The sequence below is a fragment of the Microbispora sp. NPDC046973 genome (assembly GCF_040644495.1).
Lineage (GTDB): Bacteria > Actinomycetota > Actinomycetes > Streptosporangiales > Streptosporangiaceae > Microbispora.
Genome location: NZ_JBEYWQ010000019.1, coordinates 75507 through 96977, shown reverse-complemented (window position 1 = coordinate 96977; position 21471 = coordinate 75507). Strand labels below are relative to the sequence as shown.

Genomic DNA, 21471 nt, shown 5'->3' with positions numbered 1-21471 from the left:
GATCATGCGGGCACGATGGGTCCCAGGTAGGTCCCGCCCGACACGTCGACGGTCTGCCCGGTCACCCATCGGCCCCGTGGACCCGCCAGGAACCCGACCACGTCCGCGACGTCCTCCGGCTCGCCCAGCCGCCCCAGCGCGACCATCGCCTCCAGTCCCGCCACCACCTCGGGAATCGAGGTGTAGCCGGCGGTCATGTCGGTCCGGACCGCGCCGGGCGCGACCGTGTTCACGGTGATACCGCGCCTGCCCAGCTCGTTGGCCAGCGACGGGGCCATCGACTCCAGCGCCGCCTTGCTGATGGTGTAACCGATCTGTACGGTGACCGCGAACCGGCTGGCCGTCGAGCCCATGTTGATGATCCGGCCGCCGTCGTTCAGCAGCGGCAGTGCCCGCTGGATCACGAAGAACGGCGCGCTCACATTGATCGCCAGCAGTCTGCCGAACTCCTCCTCGGTGACCCGCGCGACAGGGCTGGTGGAACCGATGCCCGCGTTGTTGACCAGGATGTCCAGGCCGTTCGCGCCGTAGTCCGCCAGCCCGGCGGTCAGCCCCTCGAACAGCCTGTCCACCGCGCCGTCCTCGCCGAACCGGGCCCGTACGGCGAACGCCCGGCCACCGGCGCCCCGGATCCGCGTCACGGTCTCCTCGGCCGCGTCCTCGTTGCCGCCGTGGTGGACGCAGACCAGAGCCCCCTCATCGGCCAGCCGCGACGCGACCGCACGCCCGATCCCTCGCGATCCACCCGTCACCAGCGCCGTCTTGCCGCTCAGCTCGCCCATCGTCGTGTTCCCTCTCCGCGGCCGGTCCCCGGTGGATCCGGCGTCGAGTCGACACTGGCGGCGACCGCTCACCGTTCCCTCACCGCCGGCTCACCGGGCCCGCCATCGGCCGGCGCTGAGCCGGTCGTCCGCGGAACGACGAGAGGCCGCCCGGCCCTGCGGCAGACGTTGAGGCCGGGCGGCGGGCGCGACTACTGCAGGTCGAGAAGGCGCTCGAGGCCAACGGTGAGGCCGTCGAGCTCCTGCACACGGCGTACGCCCAGCAGGACGCCCGGCGTGAACGACGCCCGGTTCATCGTGTCGTGCCGGATCGTGAGGGTCTCCCCCTCGCCGCCCAGGATGACCTCCTGGTGGGCGATCAGCCCGGCGAGCCGCACGGCGTGCACGTGGACGCCGTCGACGTCCGCGCCCCTGGCGCCGTCGAGCGCGGTGGTGGTCGCGTCGGGAGAGGGGCCGAGCCCCGCCTCGCGCCGGGCCCGCGCCACCAGCTCCGCCGTACGGCGCGCGGTGCCCGAGGGGGCGTCGGCCTTGTGCGGGTGGTGCAGTTCGACGATCTCGACCGACTCGAAGTGCCTGGCCGCCTGCGCGGCGAAGTGCATCATCAGCACGGCCGCGATGCCGAAGTTGGGGGCGATGAGCGCGTTCGTGCCGGGATTGGCGGCCAGCCAGCCCCGCACGGTCTCCAGCCGTCCGGCGTCGAAACCGGTGGTGCCCACGACCGTGTGGATGCCGTGGGAGACGCACCACTCGAGGTTGTCCATGACGACGTCGGGATGGGTGAAGTCCACCACCACCTCGGCGCCGGTCAGCGCGTCGAGCGGGTCGCCCTTGTCGACCTCCGCCACGAGCTCCAGGTCATCGGCCGCCGCGACGGCCTTGCACACTTCCACACCCACGCGCCCGCGGGCGCCCAGAACACCGACCTTAATCACGCGCCCAAGGCTATACGTGGCGGAGGGAGGCGGTGCGGCGAGGAGCGGGCCGACGCGCCCGAGTCCGTACGGCGGGAGGCGCCGCCTCAGGCGAGAGCCGTAAGGGGGGAACGACAAGGCCGCGCCGGTGCGGAGGGCACCGGCGCGGCCTTCGACGGCACGGTCAGGCGATGGCGGAGCCGAAGTCCTTGTCGGAGTAGGGCCCGATCACGGCGAGGGTCAGCGGCCGTTTGAGGATGTCCTCGGCCACCGCGGCGATCTCCTCGGGGGTGACCGCCTCGATCCGCCCGAGCACCTCGTCGACCGTCATGAGCCGCTCGTACACGAGCTCGCTCTTGCCGATCCTGGACATACGCGAGCCGGTGTCCTCCAGGCCGAGCACGAGCCCGCCGCGCATCTGGCCCTTGCCGCGGGCGATCTCCTCGGGGCTGATCCCCTCGGCGACGACCCTGGCCACCTCGTCACGGCAGATCTTCAGCACGTCGTCCACCTTCGAGGGCAGGCAGCCCACGTAGATGCCGAACTGGCCGGTGTCGGCGTACTGCGAGGTGTAGCTGTAGGCGCTGTAGGCCAGGCCGCGCTTCTCCCGGATCTCCTGGAACAGGCGCGACGACATGCCGCCGCCGAGCGCCGCGTTCAGGACGCCGAGGGCGAAGCGCCGGTCGTCGTTGCGGTGGAAGGCGGTCATGCCGAGCACCAGGTTGGCCTGCTCGGTGGGCCGGTCTAGCACCCGGACGCCGGTCCTGACGTCCACGCCGGGGCCGCCGATGCGCGGGGGCGCGGGCGCGGCGGAACCGCCCAGCGCGCCCGCCCGCTCGTACGCCGCCGCGACCAGCGCGACCACCCGCTCGTGGTCGATGTTGCCCGCCACCGACACGACCGTGCGGGGCGGGACGTAGAACCGCTGGTAGTACTCGCGGATGCGGTCACGGGTGAGCGCGTTGATCGACTCCTCGTTGCCGAGGATCGGGCGGCCGATCGGCGTGTCGCCGTACAGCTCGGCGGAGAACTGCTCGTGCACCACGTCGGAGGGATCGTCGTCGTGCATGGCGATCTCCTCCAGGATCACGCCGCGCTCCGACTCCACGTCCTCCTCGGTGATCAGCGAGGAGGTCACCACGTCGGCGAGCACGTCGATCGCCAGCGGCAGGTCCTCGTCGAGCACCCGGGCGTAGTAGCAGGTGTACTCCTTGGCGGTGAACGCGTTGATCTCACCGCCGATGCCCTCGATGGACGCCGAGATCTCCATGGCGTCACGCGTGGGCGTGCCCTTGAAGAGCAGGTGCTCCAGGAAGTGGGTGGCCCCCATGTGCTCGGGGGCCTCGTCGCGTGAACCGATGCCCACCCACAGGCCGACCGCCACACTGCGCACGGTCGGCATCGTCTCGGTAACGACCCGCAGGCCGCCGGGGAGGACGGTGCGGCGGATGACCCCCGCGCCGTCCTTGCCCGGGAACAGTGTCTCGGTCGTCACGAGTTGCGCTCGTCCCGTCCGCCACGGGTGCGGCTGCGGCTGCGGCGCGGAGTCCGCGGCTGCTCCTCCTCCGCCGGGGCGGCGGCGGCCTCGTCGGCCGAAACGGGCGCGGCCTCGCCGTTCTCGGCCGCGGCGGCCTTCTCCGCGGCCTCCTTCTCGACGACCTCGACCGGGACCAGCGAGAGCTTGCCACGCGAGTCGATCTCGGCGATCTCCACCTGGATCTTCTCGCCGACGTTCATGACGTCCTCGACGTTCTCGATCCTGCGGCCGCCGTGCAGCTTGCGGATCTGCGAGACGTGCAGCAGGCCGTCCTTGCCCGGCAGCAGCGAGACGAACGCGCCGAAGGCGGCGATCTTGACGACCGTGCCCAGGTAACGCTCGCCGACCTCCGGCATGTGCGGGTTCGCGATGCCGTTGATCAGCGTACGGGCGGCCTCGGCGGACGGGCCGTCGGTGGCGCCGATGTAGATCGTGCCGTCGTCCTCGATGGTGATCTCGGCGCCCGTGTCGTCCTGGATCTGGTTGATCATCTTGCCCTTGGGGCCGATGACCTCGCCGATCTTGTCGACCGGGACCTTGATCGTGATGATGCGCGGCGCGGTCGGGTTCATCTCCGCCGGGGCGTCGATGGCCTCCTGCATCACGTCGAGGATCGCCAGCCGGGCGCCCCTCGCCTGCTTCAGCGCGGCGGCGAGCACGTGGGCCGGGATGCCGTCCAGCTTGGTGTCGAGCTGGAGCGCGGTGATCAGGTCCTTGGTGCCGGCGACCTTGAAGTCCATGTCGCCCATGGCGTCCTCGGCGCCGAGGATGTCGGTCAGCGTGACGTAGGTGTCACCCTCGCCGATGAGGCCCATCGCGATGCCGGCGACCATCTCCTTGAGCGGGACGCCCGCGTCGAGCAGGGCCATCGTGGAGGCGCAGACCGACCCCATGGAGGTCGAGCCGTTCGACCCGAGCGCCTCCGACACCTGCCGGATGGCGTACGGGAACTCCTCGCGCGACGGCAGCACGGGGATCAGCGCCCGCTCGGCCAGCGCGCCGTGGCCGATCTCGCGGCGCTTCGGCGAGCCGACGCGGCCCGTCTCGCCCGTGGAGTACGGCGGGAAGTTGTAGTTGTGCATGTAGCGCTTGGTCCGCTCGGGATTGAGCGTGTCGATCATCTGCTCCATGCGCAGCATGTTGAGCGTCGTGATACCGAGGATCTGCGTCTCGCCCCGCTCGAACAGGGCCGAGCCGTGCACCCGCGGCACCACGTGGACCTCGGCGTTGAGCTGCCGGATGTCCTTCGGGCCGCGGCCGTCGATGCGGACGCCCTCGCTGATGACGCGCTCGCGCATCAGCTTCTTGGTGAGCGACCGGAACGCGGCGCCGATCTCCTTCTCGCGGCCCTCGAAGTCGGGCAGCAGCTTCTCCGCCGCCAGCATCTTGACGCGCTCGATCTCCAGCTCGCGCTCCTGCTTGCCCGCGATCGTCAGCGCCGAGGCGAGCTCGCTCTTCACGGCGGCGGTCACGGCCTCCAGGGCGTCGTCCTGGTAGTCGAGGAAGATCGGATACTCGGCGGTCGGCTTGGCGGCGACCTCGGCCAGCTTCGACTGGGCCTCGCAGAGCACCTTGATGAACGGCTTGGCGGCCTCGAGGCCCTGGGCCACGGCCTCCTCGGTCGGGGCGACCGCGCCCTCGGCGACCAGCTTCAGCGTGTCGCGGGTCGACTCGGCCTCGACCATCATGATCGCGACATCGCCGTCGGCCAGGACGCGCCCGGCGACGACCATGTCGAACGTGGCGCGCTCCAGCTCGGTGTGGGTCGGGAACGCCACCCACTGGCCGTCGATCAGCGCGACGCGCACGCCGCCGATCGGGCCCGAGAACGGCAGCCCGGCCAGCTGCGTGGACATGCTCGCGGCGTTGATCGCGATCACGTCGTACAGGTGCTCGGGGTGCAGGGCCATGACCGTCGCGACGATCTGGATCTCGTTGCGCAGGCCCTTCACGAACGACGGGCGCAACGGCCGGTCGATGAGACGGCAGGTCAGGATCGCGTCCTCGGACGGCCTGCCCTCCCGCCGGAAGAACGAGCCGGGAATGCGGCCGGCCGCGTACATCCGCTCCTCGACGTCGACCGTCAGCGGGAAGAAGTCCAGGCTCTCCTTGGGATGCTTGGACGCGGTGGTCGCGGACAGGATCATCGTCTCGTCGTCCAGGTACGCGACGGCGCTGCCCGCCGCCTGCCGGGCCAGTCGCCCGGTCTCGAACCTGATCGTGCGCGTGCCGAAGGGACCGTTGTCGATAACGGCCTCTGTGCTGTGGACACCCTCCACGGGGGACCTCCTCTTCGGGTCGGTCTCCCGCGTCCTCTTTTGCCGGGCTCCCCGTTCAGGTGCAGTGCCGGTCTTCGATCGAAGCGCCCGGTCCGTCCGCACGGCTGTCGCCGTGCCGACCGGGGGCCACTACCGAGGACCGGCCCTCTCACGCCGCGGGATCGCGCTGCGGCTTGCTTGCGGACGCGGGGCACTTGGTCTCGGCTATTCAGTTGTCGTGCTCAGGCCATTGTGGCCCGTTATGGAAAAGGAGCGGCGAAGAATCGCCGCTCCTTCCTCACCTTATCGGCGAAGGCCCAGCCGCTCAATGAGGGAGCGGTAGCGGGTGATGTCCTTGGCCTGCAGGTACTTCAGCAGCCGGCGCCGGCGACCCACCAGCAGCAGCAGACCACGACGGCTGTGGTGGTCGTGCTTGTGCGTCTTCAGGTGCTCGGTGAGGTCGCTGATCCGCTTGCTCAGAAGCGCGATCTGGACCTCCGGCGACCCGGTGTCACCCTCGGTGGTGCCGTACTCGCTGATGATGGACTTGGTGGTAGCGGCGTCAAGCGACACTGCTTCTCCATTCTGGTGAAATGGCACGCGCAACGATTCCCATCCCGCGAACGACCGTGCGTGCCTACAGTCGCCGTGACAGGACAGCCGGGTGGTTCACACCACCTGAGCATGGCTGACATACAACCCTACCAGCTCGTCGGACACACCCTGTCACGACGCGCCACGCAGCAGGTTCAGGAGGTGTACTCGCGGGCGCGGGCCACGTCGTCGTGCATCTGCTCGATCAGCGCCTCGATCGAGTCGAACCTGAGCGTGTCGCGCAGCCGCTTTCCGAAGTCCACGGCCACGTGCGCGCCGTACAGGTCCAGGTCGTCGCGGTCCAGCGCGTACGCCTCGACCGTGCGCTCCACCCCGTCGAACGTGGGGTTGGTCCCGATCGAGATGGCCGCCGGCCAGCGCTCCCCCTCGTACGGCGAGGGGCTCTGGGTGCACTGCAGCCACCCCGCGTAGACGCCCTCGGCGGGAATGGCGGTGTGCTGCGGCGACTCGACGTTGGCGGTGGGGAAGCCGAGCGCCCGGCCGCGCTGGTGGCCGCGGACCACCACGCCCTCCACACGATGGGGGCGGCCCAGCAGCACGGCCGCGCCCGCGACGTCGCCCACGGCCAGCCGCTCCCGGATCACCGTGGAGGAGATGGCCTCGCCGTCGCTGACCAGGGGCACGCCCTCGGCCGTGAAGTCGTATTTCTCCCCCAGCGTCCGCAGTGTCTCCAGGTCGCCCGACGCCTTGTGGCCGAAGCGGAAGTTCTCCCCCACCACGACCCCCGCCGCGTGCAGCCGGTCGACCAGAGCCGTCTGGACGAACTCGTCCGGCGACATCCGGGAGAACTCCAGTGTGAACGGCAGCACGCACACGGCGTCCACGCCCAGCGCGAAGAGCAACTCGGCCCGCCGGTCGGTGGTGGTGAGCCGCGGCGGGTGACTGCCGGGCCGTACGACCTCGTCGGGGTGCGGATCGAAAGTGATCGCCACGGCGGGCAGCCCGAGATCGCGGGCCATGTCCACCGCGCGGGCCACCATCCGCTGGTGACCGAGATGCACGCCGTCGAACACGCCGATCGTGACGACGGACCTGCCCCAGCCCTGCGGGACCTCGTCCAGCCCGTGCCAGCTCTGCACCTCGACCTCGCTTCTGTGTTCACTTGCCGCACCTGGGTGCGGCGGCTCGGGGCCCCGCAGGCCCTGGCATCCTGCCCCGCATGGGAAGCGCGCAGTAGACAAGACTGCCATGCCCCGCGGGGTGCCGGGGAACCAGCCCCGGCGTCAGGAGGCGAAGACCACCAGAGGCCGGGCCGTCCCGCCGCGCTCCTCGGCGAGCGCGAGCAGCGCGCCGTCCGGCCCGAAGACGCCGATCGGGCCCGGTCCGAGGCCCGCCGCGCGCAGCCGTCCGCCGTGCGCGACCAGCCGCGCCTCGTCCTCGCCCACGTCCCTGCGGGGGAAGGCCGCCGCCACCGCGTCGGCCATGGGCATGATCACACACTCCCGGGCGAGGTCCTCGATGGTGCGCGCCGCCTCGATGCCGTACGGGCCGACCCGGGTGCGGCGCAGCCGGGTGAGATGGCCGCCGACGCCGAGCGACGCGCCGAGGTCGCGGGCCAGCGCCCGGATGTAGGTGCCGCTGGAGCAGGTGATCACCGCGTCCAGGTCCACCGTCTCCGGGGTCCGCCGGATCTCCCCCACCTCGAACGCGTGGATCGTGACCGGCCGGGCGGCCAGCGCCACCTCCTCGCCGGCGCGGGCCCGCTTGTAGGCCCGCTGCCCGTCGACCTTGATGGCGCTCACCTGCGGCGGCACCTGCATGATCTCGCCGGTGAGCGCGGCGACGCCCTTGCGCACCTGCTCGTCGGTCACGTGCCCGGCGGGGGCGGCGGCGACCACCTCGCCCTCGGCGTCGTCGGTGTTCGTCGTCACGCCGAGGCGGATCGTCGCCTCGTAGACCTTCTCGGTCAGCGCGAGGTGCCCGAGGAGGCGGGTCGCCTTCTCCACCCCGATCACCAGCACGCCGGTGGCCATCGGGTCGAGCGTGCCCGCGTGGCCGACCTTGCGGGTGCCCGCGACGCCGCGCATCTTGCCGACGACGTCGTGCGACGTCCAGTCGGCGGGCTTGTCCACGATGATCAGACCGCTCGGCGGCGGGGTCCTCCTGGCTTTGGCCGTGCTCATGACCGGCTCCCTTCCGGAGCGAGAAGGGGACGCAGGGCGGCCATCGTGTCCGCCACGGACAGCGCCGAGGAGAACCCGGCGGCACGCGGGTGACCGCCGCCGCCGAGCGCGGTGCAGGCCCGGGCCACGTCCACCGCGCCCTTCGACCGGGTCGAGACGTTCCAGCCGCCCTCGTCGTCCTCCTTGAGCACGACCGCGACCTCCGCCTCGTCGACCCGGCGTACGACGTCGATCATGCCTTCCACCTCGTCGTACGGCAGTCCCTGCTCGGCGCGGTCGGCGCGGCTCACGTAGGTCCACACCAGCCCCAGACCGCCCACGGCGTCCGGCTCCAGAGTGGCCCGCCCGAGCGCCGTGCCGAGCACCCGCAGGTACGCGAACGGCGAGCGGTCCCACAGGTCCCTGGCGATCTCCTCCGGGCGCAGCCCCGTGGCCAGCAGCCGGCCGGCCATGGCGTGCGCGGCCGGCGTGGTGATGGAGTGCCGGAAGGAGCCGGTGTCGGTCACCAGTCCCGTGTACAGGCAGGTGGCGACCTCCCGATCGATCGGGAGGCCCAGCCGGTTGATGAGCTCCTCGACGACCGTCGTGGTCGAGGCCGCCCCGGGATCCACGAGGTGGGCCGTCCCGAAGCGGGTGTTCGACACGTGATGGTCGATCACGAGGAGTTCGCCGGCCTTGCCCGCGTGGGGCGCGAGCAGGCCCAGCCGCTCCATCGTGGAGGCGTCGAAGGTGATCATCAGCTCGGGCTCGGCGGGGTAGGCCGAGGGCTCCACCAGCAGGTGCTGCCCGGGCAGGAACCGCAGCAGCCGGGGCACGGCGAACACGCGGTCGCCGAAGGACGCGACGACCTTCTTGCCCGTCTGCCCCCCTGCGGATGCGAGCGCCAGCCCGAGGCCCAGCATCGAGCCGAGGGCGTCCCCGTCCGGGGACACGTGGCAGGCGAGCGCCAGCGTGTCGGCGGCGCGGATCAGTTCTGTCGCGCGCCGCCAGTCCGTCTCGCCGGGGGCGCTTGCGTTCGCGGTCACCGGGCGGGGCGCCCCGCCTGGCCGGTGGGCTCGTCCTCGCCCTCCTCCTCGGCCACTTCGGCGTCGAGGTCCTCCTCGAAGCGGTAGGGGTCGGCGTCCCCGGCGAACTGGGCGCCCTCCGCCTGGCGGGCGATCTCCGCGTCCTTGGCCTTGGCCAGCGCGAACAGGTCGTCCATGTGGCGGGCGTTGTCGGGGAGCGGGTCGTGCACGAACGTGAGGCCGGGGGTGTGCCGCAGGCCGGTCTGCCGGCCGACCTCGGACCGGATGATGCCCTTCGCGCTCTCCAGGGCGGCGGCCGTGTCGGCGCGCTCCGCCTCGGAGCCGAAAACCGTGTAGTAGACGGTCGCGTCGCTCAGGTCCGGGGTGACCCTGGCGTCGGTCACCGTCACGAACCCCAACCGCGGATCCTTGATCCGCCGCTCCAGCATCTCCGCGACCACCTGCTGGATGCGATCGGCCAGCTTCCTGGCACGCGCTGCGTCCATGCTCACGCTCCCTCGTATCTGTACGGCTGACGCGCGGGCCCCGGCCGTCTATTCCTCGTGGTCGTTGAAGAGCCGCCGCCGCGCGGACAGCAACTCGATCTCGGGGTGGTAGGCGACCAGGCGTTCGCAGGCGTCCAGCACCTCGTCGCAGTTGGCCGCGGACGCCGATATCACGGCGACGCCGATCTCGGCGCGCCGGTGCAGGTCGAGGTGGCCCGCCTCGGCGACGGCGACGGCGGGGTACTTGCGCTGGATCTCGGCGATGATCGGCCGGACCACCGACCGCTTCTGCTTCAGCGAACGGACGTCGCCGAGCAGGATGTCAAGAGTAAGAGCACCGATGAACATGGGTTGTCACCACGTCACGGACGTCCGGCCGCCGCCCCCGCGCATGGCGGGGGCGGCGGGACGGCGCGTCAGACGCGCGGCTTCTCCTGCATCTCGAACGTCTCGATGACGTCCTCGACCTTGATGTCGCTGTAGCCGATACCGATACCGCACTCGAAGCCCTCGCGGACCTCGGTCGCGTCGTCCTTGAAGCGACGCAGCGACGAGACGGTGAGGTTGTCGGCCACCACGACGCCGTCGCGGATGAGCCGGGCCTTGCTGTTGCGGGTGATGACGCCCGAGCGGACGATCGAACCGGCGACGTTGCCGATCTTCGGGACCTTGAAGACCTCGCGGATCTCGGCGGTGCCGGTCCTGACCTCCTCGAACTCCGGCTTGAGCATGCCCTTGAGGGCCGCCTCGATCTCCTCGATCGCCTGGTAGATGACCGAGTAGTACCGGATGTCCACGCCCTCGCGCTCGGCCAGGTCGCGCGCCCGCACCTCGGGCCGCACGTTGAAGCCGATGATGACGGCGTTGTCGTCGCCCATCGCCAGGTTGACGTCGTGCTCGGTGATGGCGCCGACCGCGCGGTGGAGCACCCGCAGGCGCACCTCCTCGCCGACGTCGATCTTGAGCAGCGCGTCCTCCAGTGCCTCGACGGAACCGGAGACGTCACCCTTGATGATGAGCTTGAGCTCGTCGACCTGGCCCTTCTCGAGGTCCTTGAACAGCTCCTCGAGAGTGCGACGGCGGCCGGACCTCGCCATGTCGGCGATCCGCTGCCTGGCCGCCCGCTGCTGGGCGATCTGGCGGGCCATGCGGTCGTCGGTGACGACGATGAAGTTGTCGCCGGCGCGCGGGACGGCCGTCAGACCGAGGACCAGGACCGGACGCGACGGGTCGGCCTCGTCGACCGTTTCGCCGTTGTCGTCCAGCATGGCGCGGACGCGGCCGAACGCCTCACCACAGACGATCGAGTCGCCCACCCGCAGCGTGCCGCGCTGCACGAGCACGGTCGCCACCGGGCCGCGGCCCTTGTCGAGGTGCGCCTCGATCGCGAGGCCCTGGGCGTCCATCTCCGGGTTGGCCCGCAGGTCGAGCTCGGCGTCCGCGGTCAGCAGGATGGCCTCGAGCAGGTTCTCGATGCCGATGCCCTGCTTGGCGGAGATGTCCACGAACAGCGTGGAACCACCGAACTCCTCGGCGACCAGGCCGTACTCGGTGAGCTGGGCCCGCACCTTGGTCGGGTCCGCGCCCTCCTTGTCGATCTTGTTGACCGCCACCACGACCGGGACGTTCGCCGCCTGGGCGTGGTTCAGCGCCTCGATCGTCTGCGGCTTCACACCGTCGTCGGCCGCGACCACCAGCACCGCGATGTCGGTGGCCTGCGCACCACGGGCACGCATGGCGGTGAACGCCTCGTGACCTGGGGTGTCGATGAAGGTGATCTTCCGCGGCTCGCCCTCGTGCGTCGTCGCCACCTGGTAGGCGCCGATGTGCTGGGTGATGCCGCCGGCCTCGCGGGCCACCACGTTGGTGTGGCGGATCGCGTCGAGCAGCTTCGTCTTACCGTGGTCGACGTGACCCATGACGGTCACGACCGGCGGGCGCGGCGCGAGGTCGGCCTCGTCGCCCTCGTCCTCACCAAACTCGATCTTGAAGGACTCGAGGAGCTCGCGGTCCTCCTCCTCCGGGCTGACGACCTGGACGTCGTAGTCCAGCTCGGCGCCGAGAAGCTGCAGCGTCTCCTCGTTGACCGACTGCGTCGCCGTCACCATCTCGCCGAGGTGCAGCATGATCTGCACGAGCGAGGCGGGGTTGGCGCCGATCCGGTCGGCGAAGTCCGACAGGGACGCGCCACGCGGAAGCCGGATGGTCATGCCGCCGCCACGCGGAACCTGCACGCCGCCGATCGCCGGGGCCTGCATGTTGTCGAACTCCTGGCGCCTCTGGCGCTTGGACTTGCGGCCACGGGTCGGACGGCCTCCCGGACGCCCGAACGCGCCCGCCGTGCCGCCACCGCGGCCACGACCGCCGCCGCCACCCGGACGGCCGGCGAAGCCGCCGCCGCCACCGCCCGGACCGCCGCCGGGACCACCGGGGCGACCGGCACCTGTGGCGCCGGGACGCGGACCGCCGAAGCCCCCACCGGGACGACCGCCGCCGCCACCCGGACGGCCACCGCCGCCGGGACCACCGGGACGACCGCCGCCGCCGGGACGCGGGCCACCGCCGCCCGGCGCGGCCGGACGGCCCTGCGGCATCATCATCGGGTTCGGACGCGGACCACCGGGACGCGGACCACCCGCGCCGGGACCCGGGCGCGGACCGCCCATGCCCGGACCGGGACGCGGACCCGCGGGTCCGGGACGCGGGCCGCCGGCGCCCGGAGCGCCGGAACGCGCGCCCGGCGGACGCGGCATGCCCCCGTCGCGCGCGCCGTCACGACGCGGCTCGCGGGGGGCGCCGTCGCCACGCTCGGGACGGTCCCCACGGTCGGGACGACCGCCGTCACGGCCACCGGGCCGCGCGGGGCGCTGGCCCATGCCGCTGGCGTTCGAAGAGAACGGGTTGTTGCCCGGACGCGGGCCGCGCGGGCCCGGCTTGGGCGCGCCGGGGCGCGGAGCGCCCGCGGTGGGCGCGCCGGGACCGGCGGGTGCGCCACCACCCGGGCGCGGGGCCGGGGCCGGCCTGGGGCCGGGCTTCGGCGCACCGGCGCCGGGGCCACCCGGCCTCGGGCCGGCGGCCGCGGGACGCGGGCCCTCCGGGCGAGGCGCCTGCGGACGGGCGGCCTCGGGGCGCGCCGCGTCCGGCTGGGCAACCGGCGGGTGAGGCATCGGAACCGGACGCGGAGCGGGCCGCGGGCCGGGCTTCGGGCCCGGCTTGGCCACCGCGCCGGTGGACTGGGAAACGGGCGCCTGCGGGGCGCCCCCGTTGGCCTGGCTGTCTGCCGGCCTCGGCGCAGGCTTCGGCTGCGCCGGACGGGCGGGCTTGCCCCCGCCCTTGGAGGCGTCACCCTTGAACGCCTCGGTCAGTTTGCGGACGACCGGCGCCTCGATTGTCGAGGACGCCGACCTCACGAACTCGCCCATTTCGGTGAGCTTGGCCATGACGACCTTGCTCTCGACGCCGAACTCCTTGGCGAGCTCGTATACCCGGACCTTCGCCACTGCACTCCCTAACTCGGCCCGGGAGGCTCGCAGTGCCGCCGGACCGTCGCTACCTGAACGTACTCATCGCCGCGTGCTCATCAGGCGCTCATAGCAATCTGACTCCGCCCATCAACTCGGCGTCCTACATGACAATTTCGTCGTGCCCTGGCTCCCGGAGCCGATACCGAGGGCCAGCGGTAACCATTCACCCGGACCGCCCCGGAGTCAACCCCTCCAGGTGAGCCCGCAAGAGCGACGTGTCAAGCGATCCCTCGGCGCGGAACGCGCGAGAGAACGCCCGGCGACGCTCGGCGAGCTCCAGACAGCGCGGGGACGGGTGCAGCGAGGCACCACGTCCCGGGAGCCGTCCTCGCAGGTCGGGGACGATCACGCCCTCGACCGCGACCAGGCGGAGCAACTCGGACTTTACCGTGCGAACCCGGCAGCCCACACATGTTCTCAGCGGGGCTGCCTGGTAACCATATTCCAGCTTACCTCGCCGACGCATCAGCGGGATCAGCAGGTGCCTGCTCGGTGTCCGGCCGGATGTCGATCCGCCAGCCCGTCAGGCGGTTGGCGAGGCGGGCGTTCTGGCCCTCCTTGCCGATCGCCAGGGACAACTGGTAGTCGGGCACGATCACACGCGCGGTGCGGCTGTCGGCGTCGACCACCTCGACACGGGAAACACGCGCGGGCGACAGGGCATTCCCGACGAACTCGGCCGGATCCTCCGACCAGTCGATGATGTCGATCTTCTCGCCGTGCAGCTCCGTCATGACGTTGCGCACGCGCGAGCCCATCGGGCCGATGCAGGCGCCCTTGGCGTTGACGCCCGGCTTGCGCGACCTCACCGCGATCTTGGTGCGGTGGCCGGCCTCGCGGGCGATGGCCGCGATCTCCACCGTGCCGTCGGCGATCTCCGGCACCTCCAGCGCGAAGAGCTTCTTCACGAGGTTGGGGTGCGTGCGCGACAGGGTGACCGACGGCCCCTTGGGCCCCTTCTTCACCTGCACCACGTAGCAGCGGATGCGCTCGCCGTGCGCGTACTCCTCGCCCGGGACCTGCTCGTTGTGCGGCAGGATCGCCTCGATCTTGCCGAGGTCGACCAGCACCACCCGCGGGTCCTTGCCCTGCTGGATGACGCCGGCCACCAGCTCGCCCTCGCGGCTGGCGAACTCGCCGAAGTTGACCTCGTCCTCGGCGTCGCGCAGCTGCTGGAGGATCACCTGCTTGGCCGTGGTGGCGGCGATCCGGCTGAAGTTGGACGGGGTGTCGTCGTACTCCCGCACCACCTCGCCGTTCTCGTCCAGCTCGGCGGCCCAGATGATCACGTGGCCTGTTTGGCGGTCCAGCTCGGCCCGCGCCTTCTGCGCCGCGCCCTCCGTGCGGAAGTACGCGATGAGCAACGCGTCCTCGATCGCCTTGACGACCAGGTCGAAGGAGATGTCCTTCTCCCGCTCCAGGCTGCGCAGGACGCTCATGTCAATGTCCACAAGGCTCCCCCCTAGCCCTCGTCGTCGGCGTCGTCGATGTCTTCGTCGACATCGAGGTCCTCATCAAGTTCGTCGTCGAGCCCGGCGTCGCGCCGGTTGAACTCGACCTGCACCCGGCCGCGCACCAGCTCGCCGTACGCGATGCGGCGCGCGCCGTCCAGCTCCACACCGGTCTCGTCGGCCTCGGTCACGCGGCCCTCCGCGGAGGTGCCGTCCCGCAGCTCCGCCTTCACCAGCCGCCCACGCGCCCGGCGCCAGTGGCGCGGCTCGGTGAGCGGCCTGTCGACACCGGGAGAGGTGACCTCGAGGACGTACGGGCTGCCGCCGAGAACGTCCACCTCGTCCAGCCGCTTGGAGACGGACTGGCTCACGTCGGCCACGTCGTCCAGGCTCACGCCGCCGTCCCGGTCCACCACGACGCGCACCAGCCGCCGGCGACCCGCCGGCGTGACCGTGACGTCCTCCAGGTCGAACCCCTCGGCGGCGACCACCGGGCCGAGCAGCTCAACCAGGCGGCCGCGTCGAGCGTCGCTGCCCATGCCGACCTCCCAATGACCGTGTGGCTGTGACCGTGTGCCTAGCCCGATGTGCCAACAGCCTATCGACACCGGGAGGTGGAAACAGCGCCACACCCGAGCGGCGATCCGACACGTGCACGATCATCATGGTCACGGGCGATGACCAGTGGGCGGCGCGCCGTACGATGCTGTGTCGTGAGACACAGCGGCGGGGCACAGGTGACGAGACGCGCCTTGCTGGGCTCCGCCGCCGCGGCCGGTCTGGCCGCCGCCGGCTGCTCCTCGGCCCCGCGGAAACCGGCCACTCCGGCCCCTCCGGATCCGCAGACCGTGCTGCTCACCTCGCTGATCGCGGACAAGGAACGGCTGGTGTCGCTCTACGGGCGCGCGGTCGCCGCCCTGCCCGGCCGGGCCGCCGCGCTGGAGCCGTTCCGTCAGCGTCACGCGGCCCACCTGCAGGCCCTGCGCGCACTCCTGCCCACAGAGAGCGGCACGGGAACGTTCCCCCCGGGCTCGCCGCCGGCCTCGCCCGCCGCCTCCCCGTCGCAGAGCCCGTCCGCGGTCTCCGTCGAGGCGCTCAGGGACGCCGAGCGACGCGCGGCGTCGGCGCGACCGGCGCAGATGGCCGCGGCCTCCCCCGCGCTCTCCCAGCTCCTGGCGAGCATCGGCGCGTGCGAGGCCGTCCACGTCGTCGCCCTGGGGAGGGTGCGTGACTGAAAGCGCGACCGAGCCCGCCCAGGCGCCGGTCGGCGGCGCGCTCGATCGAGCCCTGTCCGCCGAGCACGCCGCCGTGTACGCGTACGGGGTGATCGGCGGGAGGACGAGCGGCGCGCTGCTCAGGCGCGCCACCGCGGGGTTCGACGCCCACCGGGCGCGGCGCGACCAGCTCCGCGCGCTCATCACGCAGCGGGGCGGCACGCCCGCCGAGCCCGGCCCCACCTACCGCCTGCCCTTCGAGGTGCGCAAACCGGCCGACGCGGTGCGCCTGGCCGTGCTCGTGGAACAGCGGGTGACCACCGCCTACCTGGAGCTCGCCGCCGACCGCGACCCGGCGCTGCGGCGGATCGCCGCGCTGGCCGCACAGGAGTGCGCCACCAGGGCGTACGGCTGGCAGCCGAAGATCGGCGACCCGTTCCCCGGCATGGGCCGGGACGGCGCCGACTTCGACGTCCCCGCTCCGGAGGCCGAGTCCCCCGCGCCGGACTCCTCCGGAGCGGACGGGTCCCCGGGGACGTCCGGCCAGGAGGCCCAGCCGGAGCCGTCCGCGCCGGACGGCCAGTAGACGGCGCCGCCACCCCCTGTCGGTCACAGAGGGCGGCGGCCCGTGTCCGCGGCGATCAGGCCCGGCAGGCGGCCAGCACCCGCTCGACGGCCTCGTCCAGCGGGATCTCCTCCTTGGTCCCGGAGACCCGGTCGCGCAGCTCGACCACGCCGTTGGCCAGGCCGCGGCCGACGATCAGCACGGTGGGCAGGCCGAGCAGCTCGGAGTCCTTGAACTTGACGCCGGGCGACACACCGGGGCGGTCGTCCACGAGCACGCGCAGCCCCCGCGCCTCGAGCGTCTCGGCGAGCGTGCTGGCGACCTCGATCTGGTTCTCCTTGCCGGTGCCCACGATGTGCACGTCGGCGGGCGCCACCTCCCTGGGCCACACCAGGCCCAGCTCGTCGTGGCGCTGCTCGGCGAGCACGGCCACCGCCCGGGACACGCCGACGCCGTACGAGCCCATGGTGATGCGGATGGGCTTGCCGTCGGGCCCGAGCGCGTCGAGCTGGGCGGCGTCGGCGTACTTGCGGCCGAGCTGGAAGATGTGGCCGATCTCGATGCCCCGGTCGATCGACAGCGGGTGCGCGCAGCGGGGGCAGGAGTCGCCCGCCCGCACCTCGGCGGCCTCGATCGTGCCGTCGGGCTGGAAGTCGCGGCCCGCGACCACGTGCGCGGCGTGCTTGCCCGGCTCGTTGGCGCCCGTCACCCAGGCCGAGCCCTCGACCACGCGCGGGTCGACCAGGTAGGTGATCCCCAGGTCCCTGAGCACCTGCGGGCCGATGTAGCCGCGCACCAGGCCGGGGTGGCGGGCGAAGTCCTCGGCCTCGAAGATCTCCGGCACGCCGGGGGCGAGCGACGCCTCCAGGCGCTTGAAGTCGACCTCGCGGTCGCCGGGGACGCCGACGATCACCGTCGTGACCTCGTCGGAGCCCGGCGTGCGGACCTTGACGACGAGGTTCTTCAGCGTGTCGGCGGCGGTGATGCCGAGGCCGTGGTGCTCGTTGACGTACGACACGAGCGACTCGATCGTCGGGGTGTCGGGCGTGTCGAGGACCTCCATGGGCGGCTGCGTGGCGGTGACGGCGGGCGGCGCGGGCGTGACGACGGCCTCGGCGTTGGCCGCGTATCCACAGTTGTGGCAGGCCACGAAGGTGTCCTCACCGGTCGGGCAGGGGGCGAGGAACTCCTCGGAGGCCGACCCGCCCATCGCGCCCGACATCGCGAAGCAGATCCGGTAGTCGATGCCGAGACGCTCGAAGATGCGGATGTACGCCTCGCGGTGCATCTCGTAGGACCGCTTCAGTCCGTCGTCGTCCAGGTCGAACGAGTAGGAGTCCTTCATGACGAACTCGCGGCCCCGCAGGATGCCCGCCCGGGGCCGGGCCTCGTCGCGGTACTTGGTCTGGATCTGGTAGAGGGTGACGGGGTAGTCCTTGTAGGAGGAGTACTCCCCCTTCACCATGTCGGTGAACATCTCCTCGTGGGTCGGCCCGAGGAGGTAGTCGGCGCCCTTGCGGTCCTTCAGCCGGAACAGCGTGTCGCCGTACTCGGTCCAGCGGCCCGTGGGCTCGTAGAAGTCCCGGGGCAGCAGCGCGGGGAACAGCACCTCCTGCGCGCCCATCCGGTCCATCTCCTCGCGCACGACCCGCGCGACGTTCTCCAGCACGATCTTGCCGAGCGGCAGCCAGGAGTAGATGCCGGGCGCGACGCGGCGGATGTAGCCGGCGCGGACGAGCAGCTTGTGGCTCGGCACTTCCGCGTCCGCCGGATCCTCACGCAGGGTGCGCAGGAACAGGGTCGACATACGCAGCAGCACGGCTACTCCTTGCTCGTGAGAGGTCTCGTCCGCGGCGCCTCCTCGGGATTGCCCGCGATGCGGATCTCGCGGCCCCTCGGAGACGACCGGAGAGACGAGACGAAGACGATGTGCTCCCAAGGCTATCGACTCCTGGGGCCCCACCGCCTCAGGTAATCGACGGGCGAGCCGATGTCAGCCCGCCGGTGTCAGCCGCCGAGCAGTTCCTCCCAGTGCTGACGGGACCGCCCGCCGGTGCCGACGGGGCCTGCGGGGCCGTCCAGCGCCGCCGACAGCCGCCACAGGCCGGGCCTGGTCCGCAGCCGCTCCATGCCGAACGGGTCGATGGCCCGCAGCACGAAGGTCACGCCCATCACGTTCAGCATCGCCGTCGACGTGGTCGCCGGGCCCGCGGGCGCCGCCCGCACGGCGTCCGGCCCCGGCTCGCCGATCCGTTCCAGGAGCAGCGCCGCCACCTCGGCGGCGTACGGGCCGTCGCGCCACTCGATGTGCCAGGAGCGGTCGGTGCCCCGCCACCACGTGAGGTCGCGGCACGCCTCTGACGTCTCCGCCTCGCCGGACAGGGCGGCCATGACCCGCCCCAGCGCCTCATACCTGAGCCCGTCCGGCCCGGAGCCGTGCTGCGGCGGCGTCGCGTCGCCGTCCTCTTGACCGTTCTGCGGGCCGTGTGCCGTGGCCGGTGAGGCCCCGGGCTCGTCCCGCCCCCCGCGGAGTCCCCTCATGTCAGGGAGGGTGCCACCGCCCGGCCTTCTCGTCCGCGGGTTTCCCCGTCTTTTAGCCCCACTGCCCACGGGCATCACTTTGATCGTGGCCGCCTGGTCGCCGCAACCCCGCGAACCATCACAACACGGATGACAATCCGGTGCACGGCACGGCGTTCCACTGGCAGCGCGACCGGCGGTGATAAAGAATCACCAATAGGGAGCGTCCGCAGATGCTGCCCGTCGCGAGCGTGGATCCAGGTGGATGCATCGCAAGGCGGAGGAGGAGCCGATAACAGCGTTATCGGCGACGACGACAACGCCGCGAGGCGCCGCCTGGGCCGCGCGCAGCAGGGCTTGATCTGCGGACACGACCAAGGGAGCGTCCGCCGCTGGAGGCCATGGTGACACTGCGCGTCGCGATCGTCGGGTCGGGCCCGGCCGGCATCTACACGGCCGAGGCACTGGTCAAACAGTCGCACGGCCCCGTCGAGGTGGACGTCCTCGAACGCCTGCCGACACCGTACGGGCTGGTGCGGTACGGCGTGGCGCCCGACCACACGTCGATCAAGTCCATCGCCGGCTACCTGCGGAGGGTGCTGGAGACCCCGGGAGTGCGCTTCCTGGGCGGCGTCGAGCTGGGCGCGGACCTCACGGTGGACGACCTGCTGTCCTGCTACGACGCCGTCGTCTACTGCACAGGGGCGATGGTCGACAGGCACCTCGGCGTCCCGGGCGAGGACCTTCCGGGCAGCGTCGCGGCGACCGACTTCGTCAACTGGTACTGCGGCCACCCCGACGTCCCGCCGGACGCGTTCTCCCTCGACGTGGAGGAGGTCGTCGTCATCGGCGTCGGCAACGTCGCCGTGGACGTGGTGCGGATCATGGCCAAGACGGCCGACGAGCTGCGCGGCACCGACGTGCCCGAGGAGGTGCTCGACCGGCTGGCCGCCTCCAAGGTGAAGCGGATCCACATGGTCGGCAGGCGCGGCCCCGAGCACGCGAAGTTCACCCTCAAGGAGCTGCGCGAGCTCGGCGAGCTGCTGAACGCCGACGTCCTCACCTTCCCCGACGAGATCGCGGTCGCCGACCTGACCACGCTGTCGCGCCAGGTCAGGGGCAATGTGGACGTGCTGCGGTCGTGGTCGGAGCGCAAGCCCGCCGACCGGCCCCGCCGGCTGGAGGTGCGCTTCTGGCTACGCCCCGTGGAGATCCTCGGCGTGTCCCGGGTCGAGGGCGTACGGCTGGAGCGGACCCGGCTGGAGAACGGGCGGGTCGTCGGCACCGGCGACTTCGAGACGATCCCGGCGGACATGGTGATGCGCTCGGTGGGCTACCAGAGCGTGGCGCTGCCCGGGGTGCCGTTCGACCCGGGGTCGATGACGGTGCCGAACGTCGCCGGCAAGGTGACGGACCGGCAGTACGTCGCGGGCTGGCTCAAGCGAGGGCCGACAGGCGTGATCGGGACCAACAAGTCCGACGCCGCCGAGACCGTGCGCACGCTGCTCGCCGAAGCGGTGCCGGGAACCGCGACCGCGCGGCTGGACGACCTGCTCGCGGCGCGCGGGCTGAGCCCGGTGACGTACGAGGACTGGCTCGCGATCGAGGCCGCGGAGGCCGCGCTGGCCGGCAGCCTCAGGAGGGGCGAGCGGGTGAAGCTGGTGGGCAGGGACGCGATGCTGGGCGCGTGCGGCCGGCTCGCCCGGCCGGGGAGCCCGTCCTGACGGGTGTCGCGCCCTCAGGGGTGTCGTGGTCAGGACCAGTGGGCCGGCCGGTGATAGCGCGCGCCGTCGCGGCCGGGCACGTGGCTGGGCAGCTGCGACTGCCGGATGAGCGCCTCGCCGAGGGGGAACCAGGCGTCGCTCGCGAGGCGCAGGCCGTCCGAGCGCCTGCCGGGCGGGAAGACGGTGACGACCCGGGTCTTGCCGCCGCGCCGGGCGTCCACCTGGCGCACCGCCTCGATGGCCGCGCACAGGTCGGAGTCCGCCGACAGCAGTAGCACCGTGTCGACCAGGTCGAGGGCCACGTCGCCGACCATGGCGGCGGCCAGGGCGACGTCGGACTGCTTCTCCTCGTAGGTCCGCCAGGACACGCCGCAGGCCCGGCAGCAGGCCCGCTGCTCCTGGAAACGCCCGAGCACCACCTCGACCCCCAGGCTCTCCAGGGCCGCCTGATAGGTCTGCTGGCGGGCGAGGGCACGAGCGTCGCCCCGGATGGGGGCGGTGAAGTAGCGGACGGCGGTCAGCGTCTGCCCGGTCCTCAGCAGCCGAAGGGCCAGTCCGTGAAGATCGAGCCAGAGGTAGCGGCGTCCCCGCAGGGAGCGCAGTCCGTAGTAGAGGTTGAACCCGTCGACGTAGACCCCGACACGCACGACTTGGGGAACGGGGTTGTCGCGCACCGCCATCATCTCCTAACATGGAGTCACCGCGCCCGCGGCTACGTCCCCGGGCTCTACGGCCCC

20 protein-coding genes are annotated in these 21471 nt (G+C 71.9%); 3 read left to right on the top strand and 17 right to left on the bottom strand.

Annotated elements, in window-relative coordinates:
- Positions 1–2 precede the first annotated feature (2 nt).
- The 14 genes from ABZ860_RS29475 to rimP all read right to left on the bottom strand — a co-directional run bounded on the left by ABZ860_RS29475 (position 3) and on the right by rimP (position 15250).
- Positions 3–782 (bottom strand): SDR family oxidoreductase, encoded by a 780-nt coding sequence (locus tag ABZ860_RS29475; protein ID WP_357226097.1) that lies wholly within the window; start codon positions 780–782, stop codon positions 3–5.
- Between the two features lie 191 nt (positions 783–973).
- Entirely contained in the window at positions 974–1714 is a 741-nt protein-coding gene (dapB, locus tag ABZ860_RS29470) for a 4-hydroxy-tetrahydrodipicolinate reductase (RefSeq protein WP_357226095.1), read from the bottom strand.
- 163 nt (positions 1715–1877) lie between these two features.
- The gene (locus ABZ860_RS29465) at positions 1878–3188 is read right to left on the bottom strand and encodes a pitrilysin family protein (protein WP_357226092.1); all 1311 of its coding nucleotides are present in this window, start codon (positions 3186–3188) and stop codon (positions 1878–1880) included.
- Positions 3185–5509: a polyribonucleotide nucleotidyltransferase gene (locus ABZ860_RS29460; RefSeq protein ID WP_357226090.1), complete on the bottom strand. Its 2325-nt coding sequence runs from the start codon at positions 5507–5509 to the stop codon at positions 3185–3187. The genes ABZ860_RS29465 and ABZ860_RS29460 overlap by 4 nt, the downstream gene beginning before the upstream one ends.
- A 282-nt stretch (positions 5510–5791) precedes the next feature.
- Complete coding sequence (rpsO, locus tag ABZ860_RS29455) at positions 5792–6061, bottom strand: 30S ribosomal protein S15 (protein WP_139576065.1); 270 nt, start codon at positions 6059–6061, stop codon at positions 5792–5794.
- 176 nt (positions 6062–6237) lie between these two features.
- Positions 6238–7182 carry a bifunctional riboflavin kinase/FAD synthetase gene (locus ABZ860_RS29450; protein WP_357226087.1) on the bottom strand — a complete coding sequence of 315 codons (945 nt, stop codon included), beginning with the start codon at positions 7180–7182 and terminating at the stop codon, positions 6238–6240.
- Positions 7183–7326: 144 nt separating this feature from the next.
- On the bottom strand, positions 7327–8226 hold the full coding sequence (truB, locus tag ABZ860_RS29445; RefSeq protein ID WP_357226086.1) for a tRNA pseudouridine(55) synthase TruB: 900 nt from the start codon (positions 8224–8226) through the stop codon (positions 7327–7329).
- Positions 8223–9251, bottom strand: coding sequence for a bifunctional oligoribonuclease/PAP phosphatase NrnA (locus tag ABZ860_RS29440; protein WP_357226084.1), 1029 nt, complete (start codon positions 9249–9251; stop codon positions 8223–8225). Before ABZ860_RS29440 ends, truB begins: the two co-directional genes overlap by 4 nt.
- Positions 9248–9736 (bottom strand): 30S ribosome-binding factor RbfA, encoded by a 489-nt coding sequence (rbfA, locus tag ABZ860_RS29435; protein ID WP_357226082.1) that lies wholly within the window; start codon positions 9734–9736, stop codon positions 9248–9250. Before rbfA ends, ABZ860_RS29440 begins: the two co-directional genes overlap by 4 nt.
- Positions 9737–9784: 48 nt before the next feature.
- Entirely contained in the window at positions 9785–10084 is a 300-nt protein-coding gene (locus ABZ860_RS29430) for a DUF503 domain-containing protein (protein WP_139576060.1), read from the bottom strand.
- A gap of 68 nt (positions 10085–10152) precedes the next feature.
- Entirely contained in the window at positions 10153–13236 is a 3084-nt protein-coding gene (gene infB, locus ABZ860_RS29425) for a translation initiation factor IF-2 (RefSeq protein WP_357226081.1), read from the bottom strand.
- A 187-nt stretch (positions 13237–13423) separates the two neighbouring features.
- The gene (locus ABZ860_RS29420; RefSeq protein WP_357226079.1) at positions 13424–13726 is read right to left on the bottom strand and encodes a YlxR family protein; all 303 of its coding nucleotides are present in this window, start codon (positions 13724–13726) and stop codon (positions 13424–13426) included.
- A complete protein-coding gene (nusA, locus tag ABZ860_RS29415; protein WP_357226078.1) occupies positions 13710–14699 on the bottom strand; it encodes a transcription termination factor NusA in 990 nt (329 codons plus the stop codon). The genes ABZ860_RS29420 and nusA overlap by 17 nt, the downstream gene beginning before the upstream one ends.
- A 23-nt stretch (positions 14700–14722) precedes the next feature.
- Positions 14723–15250: a ribosome maturation factor RimP gene (gene rimP, locus ABZ860_RS29410; protein WP_357226075.1), complete on the bottom strand. Its 528-nt coding sequence runs from the start codon at positions 15248–15250 to the stop codon at positions 14723–14725.
- 174 nt (positions 15251–15424) lie between these two features.
- On the opposite strand from rimP, the gene ABZ860_RS29405 reads away from it, so the two are divergent.
- Together ABZ860_RS29405 and ABZ860_RS29400 are read left to right on the top strand one after the other, a co-directional pair.
- Positions 15425–15946 (top strand): hypothetical protein, encoded by a 522-nt coding sequence (locus ABZ860_RS29405; protein WP_357226074.1) that lies wholly within the window; start codon positions 15425–15427, stop codon positions 15944–15946.
- On the top strand, positions 15939–16511 hold the full coding sequence (locus ABZ860_RS29400) for a ferritin-like domain-containing protein (RefSeq protein ID WP_357226072.1): 573 nt from the start codon (positions 15939–15941) through the stop codon (positions 16509–16511). The genes ABZ860_RS29405 and ABZ860_RS29400 overlap by 8 nt, the downstream gene beginning before the upstream one ends.
- A 55-nt stretch (positions 16512–16566) precedes the next feature.
- On the opposite strand, the gene ABZ860_RS29395 is transcribed toward ABZ860_RS29400, so the two are convergent.
- Both ABZ860_RS29395 and ABZ860_RS29390 read right to left on the bottom strand, forming a co-directional pair.
- Positions 16567–18309, bottom strand: a complete 1743-nt coding sequence (locus ABZ860_RS29395) for a proline--tRNA ligase (RefSeq protein WP_357226071.1) — start codon at positions 18307–18309, stop codon at positions 16567–16569.
- 188 nt (positions 18310–18497) lie between these two features.
- Positions 18498–19031, bottom strand: coding sequence for a hypothetical protein (locus ABZ860_RS29390; protein ID WP_357226068.1), 534 nt, complete (start codon positions 19029–19031; stop codon positions 18498–18500).
- Positions 19032–19411: 380 nt separating this feature from the next.
- Here ABZ860_RS29390 and ABZ860_RS29385 point away from each other — a divergent pair, with 380 nt between their 5' ends.
- Positions 19412–20734, top strand: a complete 1323-nt coding sequence (locus tag ABZ860_RS29385) for an FAD-dependent oxidoreductase (RefSeq protein ID WP_357226066.1) — start codon at positions 19412–19414, stop codon at positions 20732–20734.
- A 29-nt stretch (positions 20735–20763) separates the two neighbouring features.
- Here ABZ860_RS29385 and ABZ860_RS29380 read toward each other — a convergent pair whose 3' ends face one another.
- On the bottom strand, positions 20764–21408 hold the full coding sequence (locus tag ABZ860_RS29380; protein WP_357226064.1) for an NYN domain-containing protein: 645 nt from the start codon (positions 21406–21408) through the stop codon (positions 20764–20766).
- Between the last annotated feature and the right edge of the window lie 63 nt (positions 21409–21471).

Coding starts and splice junctions, on each gene's coding strand:
- ABZ860_RS29475 (WP_357226097.1), bottom strand. CDS start 782: ATGGGCGAGCTGAGCGGCAAGACGGCGCTGGTGACGGGTGGATCGCGA.
- truB (WP_357226086.1), bottom strand. CDS start 8,226: ATGAGCACGGCCAAAGCCAGGAGGACCCCGCCGCCGAGCGGTCTGATC.
- rbfA (WP_357226082.1), bottom strand. CDS start 9,736: ATGGACGCAGCGCGTGCCAGGAAGCTGGCCGATCGCATCCAGCAGGTG.
- ABZ860_RS29430 (WP_139576060.1), bottom strand. CDS start 10,084: ATGTTCATCGGTGCTCTTACTCTTGACATCCTGCTCGGCGACGTCCGT.
- ABZ860_RS29420 (WP_357226079.1), bottom strand. CDS start 13,726: ATGCGTCGGCGAGGTAAGCTGGAATATGGTTACCAGGCAGCCCCGCTG.
- nusA (WP_357226078.1), bottom strand. CDS start 14,699: ATGAGCGTCCTGCGCAGCCTGGAGCGGGAGAAGGACATCTCCTTCGAC.
- rimP (WP_357226075.1), bottom strand. CDS start 15,250: ATGGGCAGCGACGCTCGACGCGGCCGCCTGGTTGAGCTGCTCGGCCCG.
- ABZ860_RS29390 (WP_357226068.1), bottom strand. CDS start 19,031: ATGAGGGGACTCCGCGGGGGGCGGGACGAGCCCGGGGCCTCACCGGCC.
- ABZ860_RS29385 (WP_357226066.1), top strand. CDS start 19,412: ATGGTGACACTGCGCGTCGCGATCGTCGGGTCGGGCCCGGCCGGCATC.